The sequence below is a fragment of the uncultured Thiohalocapsa sp. genome, assembly GCF_913063425.1.
Lineage (GTDB): Bacteria > Pseudomonadota > Gammaproteobacteria > Chromatiales > Chromatiaceae > Thiohalocapsa.
This window is the reverse complement of the sequence record NZ_CAJXYK010000001.1, coordinates 31,614-44,702: the sequence shown is the minus strand read 5'-3', so window position 1 is coordinate 44,702 and position 13,089 is coordinate 31,614. Positions and strand designations below refer to the sequence as shown.

Sequence of the window (13,089 nt, the reverse complement as noted above, 5' to 3'; positions counted from 1 at the left end):
TCAAGGATAACCCTTATGCCGGGCGGCGCCGACACCGCCGCCGGCACTGTCCCTCCCGCACCCCGGTCAAGAGACCCCCATTGCACGAAAAAGTGCACCCCGCGACGACGACAATGCGCAAAAACCGCTGATTCCAAGGGTGAAACGACATCAGGCAGGATTGTCGATGTCGATGAAGCGGTGCATGAGCCCGAAGCGCTCCGCGAGGTGCTCGCCCAGCGCCTGGACGCCGTAGCGCTCCGTGGCATGATGGCCCGCCGCGATGTAATCCACGCCGAGCTCGCGGGCCTGGTGCACCGTGGGCTCCGACACCTCGCCGCTCAGATACAGGTCCACGCCGAGCGCCGCCGCCTGCTCGATGAAGCGTTGTGCCGCACCCGTGCACCAGGCGATGCGCTGCACCGGGCGGCCCACGGCGGGCACGTGCAGCGGCGTGCGCCCAAGCCGCGTCGCCACCTGGGCCGCCACCGCCTCCCCCGGCAGGGGCGCCGGCAGCTCGCCCGTCCAGATGAGCCCGTCGGCGCTCGCGGGTGCGGCCCCGTGGATGCCCAGCACCGCCGCCAGGCGACGGTTATTGCCGAGCTCCGCGTGGATGTCCAGCGGCAGGTGATACGCGAGCAGCGCCAGCCCGCCCTGCACCGCCGCCCGCACGCGCCGGCCGTGCATGCCCACCAGCCGCGGGTCCTCGCCCTTCCAGAACCAACCGTGATGCACCAGCAGCGCATCGGCGTCGTCGGCGACGGCGGCCTCGATGAGTGCCAGGCTCGCGGTGACGCCGGTCACCAGCCGGCGCACCGGCCGTGCGCCCGCGAGCTGGAGGCCGTTGGGGCAGTAGTCGCTGATGCTGTCAGCGGCGAGCAGCTGGTCGCACCAGCGGCTGATCTCGGTGATGTCCGTCATGTCCCCGGGGTACTGTGCCGTTGTTCCGGATTGCCCTGCGCCCGCGCGCCGACCCGACCAGGCCCAGCGCGAGCGCGGGCGGCGACCCTGCGCGCAGGACCGGTCGCGCCAAAGGGCCGCCGGGCGCGCGCCGCGATGCGGTCGCCGCGTGCGCATGCTAGCTTAACGGCCATGACCCATGGGCTCAAAATGCTCGCGACCGCCGCCCTCGGCTTCGGTGCCGGTGCGGCGGCCGTCGCCACCGTGCTGGTGCTGTACGGCCCGGGACGACCGGCCGCACCGGCGCCGCTCGCCAGCGCCGGCGTCGCCTCCTACGCAGATGCCGTGGAGCGCGCCGCGCCGTCGGTACTGCGGGTGTTCGGCCAGCGCTATGCCCCTCCCGGGAGCAAGCCCGGTGTCGAGCCCGGGACGGTGCCGGCGCCACCGGCAACCGGTGCCGCCCCGGGCTTGAGCCGCGGCTCTGCGGTGGTGGTGTCTGACGACGGCCTGCTGGTGACCAGCGCACACCTGGTGACGCAGACGGACGCCATCGGCGTGCAGCTGCCGGACCGGCGCATCCTGGATGCCGAGCTGCTCGGCATCGACACACCCACGGACCTCGCCGTGCTGCGCATCGCCGAATCCGCCGGCCCCGCCATCGCAGTGGGCGACCCGGCGGCGCTGCGTGCGGGGGACGTGGTGCTCGCCATCGGCAATCCCTTCGGCCTCGACCAGACCGCGAGCCTCGGCATCGTCAGCGCCCTGGGCCGCTCGCACCTGGGCCTCACCGAGATCGAGGGCTTCATCCAGACCGACGCCGCCATCAATCCCGGCAATTCCGGCGGCGCGCTCATCGACACCCAGGGCCGCCTGGTGGGCATCAATGCCGCCATCATGTCCGACAGCGGCTATTCGGAGGGCGTGGCCTTCGCCATCCCCGCAGACCGCGTCATGCGCGTGGTGGCCGACATCACCGCCAACGGGCGAGTCCGGCGCGGCTGGATCGGCATCGGCGGGCGCACCCTGGACGCGGCGCTCGCGCAGCGCTTCGGTCTGCGCGCGCCGCAGGGCGTCTTCGTCACCCGCGTGGTCCCGGGCAGTCCGGCGGCGACGGCGGGCCTGCGCGCGGGCGATGTCATCGTTGCCGCCGGCGGCCGAGCCGTGACCGATTCCCCGGCCCTACGGGAGGCCGTCATCGCCGCCGGTGCGGGACGGGAGCTGAGCCTTGCCGTCTGGCGGGGCAGCGAGCAGCTCAGCACCCGCGTGCAGACGGCGCTGCGCCCGGGCGGCGCAGAGCGGGTGGCGACCCGGGAGTGCCTCGATACGGCCGGCGACGGCTGCTGACAGGGCAGCGGGTATGATTACAACCCCTCAGCCGCGCTGCGGATAGAGCGGCGCCAGCGGCTCATCCCCCCGCCCGGACCCAGGCGGCTTGCTGCGCGCCGTCAGGACCGGGAGCACCTGCTCCGCGAAGGCCGCACCCTGCCAGCTCCCGCCGCCAGGGCCGTAGAGGCTCGCCTCCAGGCCAAGCACGGCCGAGGCCGCCTGCGCCCCGGTGGCGGAGCCATCCGCGGCGAGCCGGGCGGCGACGCCGCCCAGGCTCGTCGGCGCCGCCGGCCCCCAGTATCGGCGCGCCAGCGCCAGCACCGCAGTCGCCGCACCGCGGGGATCGTTCGCCGCAGAGGCCGCGCGCAGATCAGTGGCGGCGCGCCCACCGCCGGGCCGGGGGATGCTCACCGACGGCTTGGTGTGCGCTCCGGCAGCGCGCGGACGCCAGCGCCACGCCCGGGGCAGGCGATGGCGCAGACGCCACAGCAGCAGCGCACCGCCGACCACCAGCGCCGCCAGCAGCAGCCAGCCCACGGGCCGGCGGGTCTCGGCGAGCCGGTTGGGGACGGATGGCGCCGGCGCCGGTGCGCCTGCGTCGCCGGCTGGTGCGGCGGCGGAGCCCGTCTCCTCCGGCGCCGCTGCATCCACGCCCGGAGCACGGCCTGGCTGCGACGCGCCGGCGGTGCCGGCAGCCGGTGCATCGGCACCCGCAGGCCCCGCCACCTGAAACCGCCGCGCCGGGACCACTGTGACCCGCTCGCGGCCCGCGTCCACATCCCACCAGCGGACGCGGATCTCCGGGAAGGTCAGGCTGCCGCCGGCGGTGGGCATGACCGTGACCTGTTGGCGACTCAAACCGAAAAGCTGCTCGCCGTCCGTACGCGTCTCGGCCTCCACCTGGTCCGCATACACGCGCACCCCCGCCGGCGCCGGGACCTCGATCTCGGGGATCTGCGAGCCCGCAAGCCCGGTGGCGGTCACGGTGAGCGTGCGGGTTGCGGGCTCGCCCCGGGCGAGCTCGGGCGGATCGCGCTCCCAGGAGTCGGCAATGTCAAGCGCCCGGGCCGGCAGCCACCAGCGCCCGCTGAAGGCGTCCGGCTGCGGCTGCACCTCGAGGGTCACAGCCCCGGAGCGGGCGCGCACCGGCTCGCCGCGCTCGAACAGACCCGAGCTGAAGCGCTCGAACACCGGGTCCCGGAACAGCTGGGCCAGGCGGTCGTCGCCGAAGGGCCGGTCGTCGCCCCCGCGCAGCTCACCGGAGAACGTGGCCGGCTCGATGCGCAGCGCCCCACTGCGCTCCGGGCTCAGACTGAAGCGCCGCTCGATGACCTGATAACGGCGGCTGTTGCGCCTGGTGCTGAACTGTACGTCCTCACCGAGGCGCTCCAGCACGGCGCCGTCGGGACGCGGCGTCGTCAGGTCACCGCCGCGCAGCGGCAGCGCGCTGTAGAGCCGCACCGTGAGAGGCACCTGCTGCTGTACGTACACGGGGCCATCGCCGCCGCCCACCTCCAGCTCCAGAAAGACATCGTCGCCCGGGGCGCCGGTTGGGCCCTGGGGCAGCGCCGTGACTTGCAGGCGCAACGGCTGGGTCCGCTCTTGGCCAACGGTGAAGGGCGGCACCTCAATGGCGCCGGCGCGCTTCGGCGCCAGCGTCACCTGCCAGGTGCGCATGGCACTCTGGCGTCCGTTGATGAGCTCGATGCGGCTGCCGCTGCTGGTGCCGAGCACCTCGAAGTCCGCGTCCAGCACACCGAGGTCCGGCTGCCCGCCGCCGAGCCCGTCGCTTTCGATGGTCAGGGTGACGGTGTCGCCCGTGTGCACCTCTGTGCGGTCGAAGCGTGCCCGCACCTCCGCCGCCGCTGCGGCGGACCAGAGCAGCACGGCCACCAGCACCGCCGCCAGCCAGGCCCGCTGCCTGCTCGCGATCATGTCATCACCTCCAGCCTGCCCGCGAGTGGACCAGTCACCAGGGGTCCTCCGCCATCCCACCCTGGTTGCTGCCGGCCCGCATGCGGTACTGATACAGAAACTTGCGCCGCAGCAGCCCCGCCGGGTCGTCCGGAATGCGGCGCAGCCATTGGTCCGCCGCCTGCCGGGCCTCGAGCTGTGCCGGGTCGGGTGCACTGCCGCCGGCGGCGCTCGCCGGGGCGTCGTCATCCGTCTCGCCGCCGCCCGCTGCACCGGCCGCACCACTGCTTGCATCGGCAGCATCCGCAGCGCCGCCCGCCTCGGTGCGAGCGGCGTCGGCCTCGGTGCGAGCGGCGTCGGCCTCGGTCCGATAGTCCTCTGCGGCCCGCTCCTCGCCGGCGCGGCGCTCGTCGCCGGCGCCCGGCTGCGGCGCATCGCCCTGATCGCCGTCTCCCGCCGGCTGCTGTGCGCTCCCGGCCTGCTGGTCAGCGGCGTCCGCACCCGCCTGGGATGGCGCCTGCGCGCCGTCATCGGACCCGGCTTCACCGTCCTCGGATGCGGTCTGCTCCTCGCCGGCGCCGGCGCCGCTGGACTCGGCCGCGTCGCCGGTGCGCTCGCTGCCGTCGTCACCGCGCTCACCCGCCTGGGCTGCACCGGCATCGCCGCCGCTGCCGCCGCCCTCGCCCGCGTCGGCCTGGGACTGGGCATCACCGCCGGATTGGCCTTCCGAGCCGTCCTGGCTCTGGCCGTCTGCATCGGCGTCCTGCGGCTGCTCCTGCTGCCGGTCCTGCTCGCGCTGCTGGTCGCGCTGCTGCAGGGCCTCCAGCACCCGCTCGCGGTTGTAGACGGCATCATCCATGCCGGGCACGCGCGCAAGGGCGGCATCGTAGGCGGCCACCGCATCTTCCAGGCGCCCGGCCCGGGCCAGGGCATTGCCGCGGTTGTAGTGCGCCTCGGCATCGTCCGCCGCCGCATAGGTCTCGGCGGCGGCCTCGAAGTCGCCCAGGCGGTAGCGGGCGGCGCCGCCGCGGGACGGGTCTTGGGCGAGCTCGGCGGCACGGGCGTAATCGCCGCGGCTGAGCGCGCCCGCCGCCTGCTGGTCGCGGCGCTGCCAGAGCGAGCGCCAACGCTCGCCCCAGCCGGGCGCCGCCGGCTCCGCAGCTTCGCGCATGTCCGCGCTGCCGGCCTGTGCCAGCACCGGGGCCGGGGGGACGAGACCCAGGCTCAGCGCGAGCAGCGCCGGTGTCAACAGCCAGCCCCGGCGGAAGCCCAGCGCCGCCAGCGGCAGCAGAGCCAGCGTCACCCAGGGGCCGAGCTCCTTCCAGACATCGGCCTGCATCGGGTCCTCGTCGTCGCGCACCCGCCCGCTCTCGTCCCGGGCCAGCGCCGCGCGCAGGTCGCTGTCATCCACCGCGATGCGGGCATAGTCGCCGCCGCCGTGGCGGGCGAGGGAGCGCAGCTTGCCTTCCGGCAGCTCCGCGATAACGGCACCGCGGGAGGTGCGCACGCCGGGCACCGCGGCGCCCTCGGGCGTGCCGACGCCGATCACCGCGAGCCGATGCCGGGCCCGGCGCAGGTCGGCGGCGGCGGCACGGGCGCGGGCACCGCCTTCGTCGTCGGTGAGGAGCACGACCTCGCCGTCCTGCACACCGGCCTGACGCAGCAGCCGCAGCGCCTCCTGGATGCCGAGGTCCGGGCGGCTGCCGGCCGCCGGCATGATCTCGGGCGACAGCGCCGGCAGCATATTGCGGATGGTCTCGGCGTCGTCCGTGAGCGGAGCGACGGCGAAGGCGTCCCCGGCGAAGACCACCAGCCCAACCTGGCCGTTGCGGCTGCGGCGCAGGATGTCCTCCACCTTGAAGCGGGCGCGCTCCAGGCGGTTCGGCGCCAGGTCCTCGGCCAGCATGGACTGGGAGAGGTCCAGCGCCACCACCCGCGCCGCCGCGTCCCGGAAGGCAGGCACCGGCACGCGCTCGAAGGTGGGGTTGGCCAGTGCCACCACCGCCACCAGCCAGCCGACCCCGAGCAGCACCAGCGGCCAGCGCTTCGGCCGGCCCTCGGCGCCCACCGTGAGCGCCGCCAGCAGATGCGGCTCCACCACGCGGCGCCAGGCCCCGGCACCGCCGCGGCTGCGGGACAGGTCCGCCAGCAGCAGCGCAAGCGGCAGCAGGGCCAGAAGCCAGCCGGGGCTCAGAAAGTGGAAATCAGCCGGCATGGGCACCTCCGGCGGCGGCCGGCTGCGCGCTGGGCGGCGGGGCTGGGAACGGCCCGGTAATGGATGGCGGGCGCATGGACAGGGGGCACATGAACAGGCGGCGCGTTGGCACCATCAGCCGAGCCTCCCGGCGAGACCGGCGCGGCCCGCCGCCGCCAGCGCACTCAGCACCAGCGCAGCGGCCAGGGGCCAGGCGTAGAGCTCGTCCACCGGTCGGAAGGTGGCCTGATCCGAGGCCACCGGCTCCAGCTCGTCCAGCATGGCGTAGATGGCCTGGAGCTCCCCCACGTCCCGGGCGCGGAAGTAGCGCCCGCCCGTGGTCTCGGCGATGGCCTTCAGCGTGCCCTCGTCCAGCGGGTTGCGGCCCAGGGTGAGCCCATAGGCGCTGCGCGGGTCGCCGCCGACGCCGATGGTGTGGATGCGCACCTCGGCCGCCGCCGCCAGCTCCGCGGCCTTGAGCGGGCGGATGGTGCCGGCGGTGTTGGCGCCGTCGGTGAGCAGGATCAGCACCCGCTCGTCGGTGTCGGCATCGCGCAGGCGCTTGACGGCGAGCCCGATGGCATCGCCGATGGCCGTCTCACGGCCGGCGAGGCCGACGGCGGCCTCGAACAACAGGGTACGGGCCGTGTCGCGGTCGAAGGTGAGCGGCGTCTGCACATAGGCCTGCTGCCCGAACAGGATGAGACCCACGCGGTCGCCCTCGCGGCGCTCCATGAAGTCCCCGGCCACGGCCTTCACCGCCGTCAGCCGGTCCACGATGCGCCCGCCGATGACCATGTCCTCCTCGCGCATGGAGCCGGAGATGTCCACCGCGAGCATCAGGTCACGCCCCGCCAGCGGCAGGGCCACCGGCTCGCCGATCCATTGCGGGCGCGCCGCCGCCAGCACCAGCAGCGCCCAGGCCAGGAGCCCCAGCAGCGCAGGCCAGCGCGCCGGCGGCAGGCCGGGGCGCTCGCCCTCCGCCAGCGCCGCGTAGAAGGGCACCCGCAGGGCGCCGCCGCCGGCCGCCGCCCGCGGCAGCAGCCGGCGCACCAGCCAGGGCAGCGGCAGCAGCACCAGCACCCAGAGATGTGCGAGCGTGAGATCCATACGGGTCAAAGATTCTGTCGCAGCCAGCGGCGCGCAAGGGCCAGCAGGGCCGGGGCATCGCAGTCCTGCCGCGGGGCATAGGCGCCGTCGGCGAGGACGCGGCCGGGCCCATCGGCAAAGCCGCCGGCGCCGCCGGTACGGTCGAGGAAGGCGAGCCAGTCAGCGCCCGTCAGGGCCGCCACCTCAGCGCGGGGGAAGCGACTCAGGGCCGCGCGCTTCAGCAGCGCGGACACCGCCGCCACCAGCGCGGGTCCGCACTCCGCACCCCGCATGCCATCGAGCTCGGCAAGGACGCGCTCGCGCCGCCGCCGGCGCCGCCAGGCCCGGGCCAGACGCAGCAGGGCCGGCGCCAGTGCCGCCAGCAGCAGCAGGCCCAGCAGCCACCAGCCGGGCGCAGGCGGCCAGCCGGGGGGCGCGCCGGGCATGTGGATGTCGCGCAGGTGCAGCTGCTCCGGCGCCCCCAGGGCCGGATGCGCCGGCGGCAGCGCCCCGGCGCCGGTCTGGGTGGTGCCCTGTGGGTCTGTGGGGGTGGTCATGCCGCGGGCACGGCCTGCGCCTGTGGCTGCCCGGACGCCGCCGTACCCGGGCGCGCCCGCAGCAGCTCTGTGAGGGTGGCCATGGGGTCGGCGTCGGTCATGCAGCGCACCAGGGGCACGCCGTTGGCGTCCATGAGCTGCGCCACCTCGGCCTGGCGGGACGCGAAGTGACTGCGCCAGCGCTTGCGCTCGCGCACATCGGCGGCATCGAAGAGGCCGCGGCGGCGGCCGTCGCTGATGCCGTAACGCCCGGGGGGCGGCGGCGCCAGCTCCAGCGCATCCAGGAGCTGGACCGCCAGCAGGTCATTGTTCCGGGCCAGGTTGGCGAGGTGCCGTCCCGTGTCCGCATCCAGGCGATAGAAGTCCGAGAGCAGGAACACCAGGCTGCCGGGCCGGGCCACCCGGCGCAGGCGCACCAGGGCGTCGCCGAGGCCGCTGTGCGGCTCGGTGGCCGCCGCGTCCACCAGCTGCATGCGCCGCCGCGGGTCACCGGCATCCACCAAGGCTCGGATCAGGCGCATCTGGCCACGGCGCCCGCCACGGGGCGAGAGCTCCGTGTGGCCGCCGTTGAAGAGCAGCGCCCCCACCCGGTCACCGCGGGCCACAGCGGACCAGCCGATGAGCGCCGCGAGCCGGGCCGCCTGCACCGACTTGAACACGCCCCGGCTCGCAAAGAACATGCTCGGGCCGAAGTCCACCAGCAGCACCACCGGGCGCTCGCGCTCCTCGTCGAAGACCTTGACGTGCGGATCCCCGGCGCGCGCGGTGATGCGCCAGTCCATGTTGCGGATGTCGTCGCCGGCCTGGTAATGGCGGGACTCCCGGTAGTCCATGCCGCGACCGCGAAAGCGCGAGCGATGGGCGCCGGCGAGGGCCGCGCGGGAGGTGGTGGCGCGCTTGAGCTTGAGGCGCTCGGCCCGGGCACGCAGGCCGATCAGGGCCTCGGCATCGACCCGGATGGCGGGATTGTCGATGGATTCAGTCATGGCTTCGGTGGACAGCGTTACCGGCAGAGCGGTGCGAGGCGCGCATGCCCCGGCCCAGCGCCCGTCAGCCGGACCCGCCCTTCAAGCTTCACCCTTCAAACCGCCGGCACCTGCCGGATCAGCTCGGCGACGAAGGCGTCGGTGCTGACGCCCTCCGCCTCGGCGGCATAGCTCAGCAGCACGCGGTGGCGCAGCACGTCGTAGGCCACGGCGTGCACGTCCTCCGGGGTCACGTAGTCGGCACCGCGCAGCCAGGCATGGGCACGGGCGCAGCGGTCCAGCGCAATGGTGGCGCGCGGGCTCGCGCCATAGTCCACCAGCCGCGCCAGCTCGGCGTCGTAGGGTGCCGGGTCCCGGGTGGCCAGCACCAGCTGGATCAAATACTCCTCCAGCTGCTCGGCCATGTGCAGGTCCATGACGGCATCGCGGGCGGCGTTGATCTGCGCATGCTCGATGCGGGGCGCCGTGTCCGTTGCGGGCCGATGCAGGCGTCCGCGTGCCTCGGCCCGGGCGATGTCGAGGATGCTGCGCTCGGAGGCCGGGTCCGGATAGTCCACCCGCACGTGCATCAGAAACCGATCCAGCTGCGCCTCGGGCAGCGGATAGGTGCCCTCCTGCTCGATGGGGTTCTGCGTGGCCATCACCAGGAAGGGCGAGGGCAGCTGGTAGGTGCGCCCGCCGACGGTGATCTGGCGCTCGCCCATGGCCTCCAGCAGCGCCGACTGCACCTTGGCCGGGGCGCGGTTCACCTCGTCCGCGAGCACCAGGTTGTGAAACAGCGGGCCGGGCTGAAACTGGAAGCCGCCGGTCTCCGCCCGGTATACATCGGTGCCGGTGAGATCGCCCGGCAGCAGGTCCGGCGTGAACTGCACGCGCTGGAAATTGCCCTCGATACGCGCCGCGAGCTCTTTCACGGCCGTGGTTTTGGCAAGCCCCGGGGCGCCCTCCACCAGCAGGTGGCCATCGGCGAGCAGGGCGATCAGCAGGCGCTCGATGAGCGCATCCTGCCCGACAATGCGCCCGCGCAGGTCCGAGCGCAGGCGGGCGAAGGCGGCCTGATCCCTGCTCGGCGCGGTGCTGCCCTCAGGCGCCGCCTGGGCGGCTGCGGGCTCGGGATTCGGCTGCGACATTCAGTACGCTCCTTAAGTGCATGTGTCTGCCTGCGGGTGCGACGCCGGCGGCGCGCGACCCCTTATCGCGCGACGCCCGAGTCTGCCATGGGTTGGCTTAACCCCGGGCTGCCTGCGCCTTACCAAGCTGTAATCCGCGACAGCAGCAGACCGGCGGGCGGCGGGCTGTGGCGGGCCTGAGCGCGCGGCCTTAGGATTGCCGCCCACGCCCCGGGGCGCTCTGCGTGCGGACGCCGCCGCCGCTATACTGGTGGCTCTGCTACGCAGCCACGCCGGCTCCGCCGCCGCTTCATCCTTATCTCGATGCGCACCTTCACTGCCTTCACCAGTCTGTCGCTGCACGGACGCCGGTCACGGCGCAGTGACGGTGACGGGCGGCGAGTGCGCGCGCGGGCCGCCGCGAAGCGGTTATGGGGGCGGCCGGGCGGTCTGCCCACAGGGCATTGGCCCCGCGCCTGCTCTGTCGTCGGCCGGCAGGCTCTGGCGTCGTGCTGATGCCCCCCGCAACGGCCCATGCCGGGCGCCGCGTCGAAGCGCGGGCGGCGGACGGCCCGCCGGCCCTGATGCGCCGACTGCGCGAGCACACCGCAGCGGTGCACGCGGCCACCGAGGCCCTGCCCCTGATGCACAGGTTGCTGTCGGCATACCCCAGCGGCGAGGACTACCGGTGCTATCTGCACGCCTTGCACGGCGTCTACGCAGCGCTTGAGCCCGCACTCTACGCCGCCGTGCCGCAGCGGCTCCGCAGCGAGCTTGGCATCGCCCCCAAACTGCCCGCGCTGCTCCAGGACCTGCAGGCGCTGCACGTCGCCGACCCGCACCCAGCGGGCGCCGCCGCCATCGGCAGCATGCCGAAGCCCGACCGCTGCGCGCGTGTCCACCCGCTGCTGAAGGCTGCGGAGCCGCGGCGCACGGCATCGGCCCTGGGCGGACTCTATGTGCTGGAGGGGTCCACGCTCGGCGGGCAGCTCATCGCGCGGCGGCTCAAGCACAACCGGCGCGCAAGCTCGGGCAGCGGCCCGGACGGGCCAAGTCCCACACCGCCCGCGCTGCCGACGGCCTTCCTTGAATTCCGCAACCGGCATGCGGCCGGTGACTGGCGCCGCTTCGGCAGCGTCCTGTCCGCCTGGGCGGCAGCACGCCCCGGCACCGAGCAGGCCATGCTGGACGGCGCGCTCGGCACCTTCGAGAGCGTCCACGCCGCGCTCGCCGACGCCGGCACCGCGGCGGGGCCCGGGGCGGGGCCGGGCCGGGCGAGCACCGATGCATCGGCGCTGCCATGAGCGGGCTTGCGGCAAGGCCGTCGAGCGCGCCGGCAGCCCCGGCCCCATGGCGACGCCGCCGCGCGCGGCCTTGCCCTGCGTGCGCCGTGCCTGCACCTGACCCCCATCCATCGGCACCAGCGACCTGCCCCGAGCACGGATGACGAATCTGGACCCTGGCTTCATCGACGCGTGCGAGCGCGAGGCCCTGCACCGCATCGGCGCCATTCAGCCCTACGGCACACTGCTGGGCGGGCGCATCGGCGACGCCAGCATCCGCTGCGCCGGCGCGGACCTTGCCGACTGGCTCGACGTGCCCGTCCACCGCGCCCTCGACAGACCGCTGCTGGACGTGCTGCGCGGCGGCGGTGGCCCAGGCCCCGGCGAGAGGCCTCTGGACCCGGATCACTCCGGTCTGCTCAAAGCGGCCATCGACAGCACCCCTGCGCAGCGGCGCGGTCATGCCGAGAAGCTGATGCTGGTGGACCTGGCCACGGGACCTCAGGGCCCGCTGGACGCCATCCTGTCCCGCACCGCGGAGAACTGGCTGCTGGAGCTGGAGCCGGCCCTGCCGAGCGCCCAGCAGCAGCATGCCCTGCGCCCGGTGCCGCACGCCCTGTACCGCATGCCTCACACCGCGCGCGAGTGGGAAGCCCATTGCCGGCTCCTGGCGGAGCAGATGCGCAAGCTGAGCGGCTTTGACCGCGTCATGGTCTACCGCTTCCTGCCGGACGGCTGCGGCGAGGTCATCGCCGAGGCCGCCGAGCCTGGGCTCGCGCCCTATCTTGGCCTCCGCTACCCGGCGTCGGACATCCCGCAGATCGCGCGCGACCTCTACCGGGCCAACCGCCACCGACAGATCCCCGACGTGGACGCCGCGCCCGTGCCCATCGTCGCCGCCCCTGGGTACGAACCGGACCTGACCCTGTCCGACCTGCGGGCCGTGTCGCCGGTGCACATCGAGTACCTGCACAACATGGAGGTCACGGCGTCGCTGTCGTTCTCGGTGGTGCTGAATGGAGCGCTCTGGGGCCTCATCGCCTGCCATCACAACGAGCCGCGTGCGGTGCCGCTGCAGCTGCGCGAGCGCTGTGCGGATCTGGTGCAGGTGTTCACCCTCGGCGTCTCCGGCTATCAGACCAACCAGCGCCTCGCCGCGGTGAGCGACAGCGACCGCGACATCGCCCGGCTCGCCGCCGGCATCGCCGCCTTCGAGACCGGCGCCGACCGCGACTTCCACGTCGGCGATGCCCTGCTCAAGCTGGTGCAGGCGGATGGTGCCGTGCTCGCGGATGCCCAGGGCTCCGAGCTCATCACCGTCGGCCGCACCCCCGCACCCGCGGAGGTCCGGGCGCTGCTCGGGTGGCTCGAGCGCGAGCACCCGGAGCCCGTGTTCGCCACCGACGCGCTGCCGGCGTCCTACCCGCCGGCGGGCGTCTATCAGCGCGAGGCGAGCGGCCTGCTTGCGGTGCGTGTGGGCGCCTATCGCGACGGCGAGCGCGTGGAGCGCTGCTTCGTCTGGTTCCGCCCGGAGCAGCCGCAGACGGTCTACTGGGCGGGCGATCCGCGCAAGAGCACCCTCTTCAACAGCCAGAGCGAGACGCTCTCGCCGCGGAGCTCCTTCGCCGCCTGGCTGGAGACGAAGACCGGCCATGCGGAGCCCTGGAGCGACACCGTGCTGCTGAGTGCCAAGAAGTTCCGCAGCCTGCTGCTGCGACAGGTGAACGCGGACCTGCTGCGGGAGTGAGACCG

At 74.1% G+C, this 13,089-nt stretch carries 10 protein-coding genes; 3 read left to right on the top strand and 7 right to left on the bottom strand.

Annotated elements, in window-relative coordinates:
• Nucleotides 1-150: 150 nt before the first annotated feature.
• Nucleotides 151-900: a Nif3-like dinuclear metal center hexameric protein gene (locus QZ607_RS00185; protein WP_295878279.1), complete on the bottom strand. Its 750-nt coding sequence runs from the start codon at nucleotides 898-900 to the stop codon at nucleotides 151-153.
• 171 nt (nucleotides 901-1,071) lie between these two features.
• Here QZ607_RS00185 and QZ607_RS00180 point away from each other — a divergent pair, with 171 nt between their 5' ends.
• Nucleotides 1,072-2,223: a trypsin-like peptidase domain-containing protein gene (locus QZ607_RS00180; protein ID WP_295878277.1), complete on the top strand. Its 1,152-nt coding sequence runs from the start codon at nucleotides 1,072-1,074 to the stop codon at nucleotides 2,221-2,223.
• A 27-nt stretch (nucleotides 2,224-2,250) separates the two neighbouring features.
• Here QZ607_RS00180 and QZ607_RS00175 read toward each other — a convergent pair whose 3' ends face one another.
• From QZ607_RS00175 to QZ607_RS00150, 6 genes are all read right to left on the bottom strand, one after another.
• Complete coding sequence (locus QZ607_RS00175) at nucleotides 2,251-4,140, bottom strand: BatD family protein (RefSeq protein ID WP_295878275.1); 1,890 nt, start codon at nucleotides 4,138-4,140, stop codon at nucleotides 2,251-2,253.
• A gap of 34 nt (nucleotides 4,141-4,174) precedes the next feature.
• On the bottom strand, nucleotides 4,175-6,334 hold the full coding sequence (locus QZ607_RS00170) for a VWA domain-containing protein (protein ID WP_295878273.1): 2,160 nt from the start codon (nucleotides 6,332-6,334) through the stop codon (nucleotides 4,175-4,177).
• Between the two features lie 114 nt (nucleotides 6,335-6,448).
• Entirely contained in the window at nucleotides 6,449-7,423 is a 975-nt protein-coding gene (locus tag QZ607_RS00165) for a VWA domain-containing protein (protein ID WP_295878272.1), read from the bottom strand.
• 5 nt (nucleotides 7,424-7,428) lie between these two features.
• Nucleotides 7,429-7,959 carry a DUF4381 domain-containing protein gene (locus tag QZ607_RS00160; RefSeq protein ID WP_295878270.1) on the bottom strand — a complete coding sequence of 177 codons (531 nt, stop codon included), beginning with the start codon at nucleotides 7,957-7,959 and terminating at the stop codon, nucleotides 7,429-7,431.
• Complete coding sequence (locus QZ607_RS00155) at nucleotides 7,956-8,945, bottom strand: DUF58 domain-containing protein (RefSeq protein ID WP_295878267.1); 990 nt, start codon at nucleotides 8,943-8,945, stop codon at nucleotides 7,956-7,958. Before QZ607_RS00155 ends, QZ607_RS00160 begins: the two co-directional genes overlap by 4 nt.
• Nucleotides 8,946-9,040: 95 nt before the next feature.
• Nucleotides 9,041-10,075, bottom strand: coding sequence for a MoxR family ATPase (locus tag QZ607_RS00150; protein ID WP_295878266.1), 1,035 nt, complete (start codon nucleotides 10,073-10,075; stop codon nucleotides 9,041-9,043).
• A gap of 494 nt (nucleotides 10,076-10,569) precedes the next feature.
• Between QZ607_RS00150 and QZ607_RS00145 the strand changes: the two genes are divergently transcribed.
• Nucleotides 10,570-11,358 (top strand): biliverdin-producing heme oxygenase, encoded by a 789-nt coding sequence (locus QZ607_RS00145; RefSeq protein ID WP_295878265.1) that lies wholly within the window; start codon nucleotides 10,570-10,572, stop codon nucleotides 11,356-11,358.
• Nucleotides 11,359-11,497: 139 nt separating this feature from the next.
• Nucleotides 11,498-13,084 (top strand): GAF domain-containing protein, encoded by a 1,587-nt coding sequence (locus QZ607_RS00140; protein WP_295878264.1) that lies wholly within the window; start codon nucleotides 11,498-11,500, stop codon nucleotides 13,082-13,084.
• The last annotated feature ends 5 nt before the right edge of the window (nucleotides 13,085-13,089 follow it).

What these genes read in the sequence shown, in the direction of transcription:
- QZ607_RS00180 (WP_295878277.1), top strand. Translation starts at nt 1,072, where the DNA reads ATGACCCATGGGCTCAAAATGCTCGCGACCGCCGCCCTCGGCTTCGGT.
- QZ607_RS00150 (WP_295878266.1), bottom strand. Translation starts at nt 10,075, where the DNA reads ATGTCGCAGCCGAATCCCGAGCCCGCAGCCGCCCAGGCGGCGCCTGAG.
- QZ607_RS00175 (WP_295878275.1), bottom strand. Translation starts at nt 4,140, where the DNA reads ATGATCGCGAGCAGGCAGCGGGCCTGGCTGGCGGCGGTGCTGGTGGCC.
- QZ607_RS00170 (WP_295878273.1), bottom strand. Translation starts at nt 6,334, where the DNA reads ATGCCGGCTGATTTCCACTTTCTGAGCCCCGGCTGGCTTCTGGCCCTG.
- QZ607_RS00165 (WP_295878272.1), bottom strand. Translation starts at nt 7,423, where the DNA reads ATGGATCTCACGCTCGCACATCTCTGGGTGCTGGTGCTGCTGCCGCTG.
- QZ607_RS00185 (WP_295878279.1), bottom strand. Translation starts at nt 900, where the DNA reads ATGACGGACATCACCGAGATCAGCCGCTGGTGCGACCAGCTGCTCGCC.
- QZ607_RS00155 (WP_295878267.1), bottom strand. Translation starts at nt 8,945, where the DNA reads ATGACTGAATCCATCGACAATCCCGCCATCCGGGTCGATGCCGAGGCC.
- QZ607_RS00145 (WP_295878265.1), top strand. Translation starts at nt 10,570, where the DNA reads ATGCCCCCCGCAACGGCCCATGCCGGGCGCCGCGTCGAAGCGCGGGCG.
- QZ607_RS00160 (WP_295878270.1), bottom strand. Translation starts at nt 7,959, where the DNA reads ATGACCACCCCCACAGACCCACAGGGCACCACCCAGACCGGCGCCGGG.
- QZ607_RS00140 (WP_295878264.1), top strand. Translation starts at nt 11,498, where the DNA reads ATGACGAATCTGGACCCTGGCTTCATCGACGCGTGCGAGCGCGAGGCC.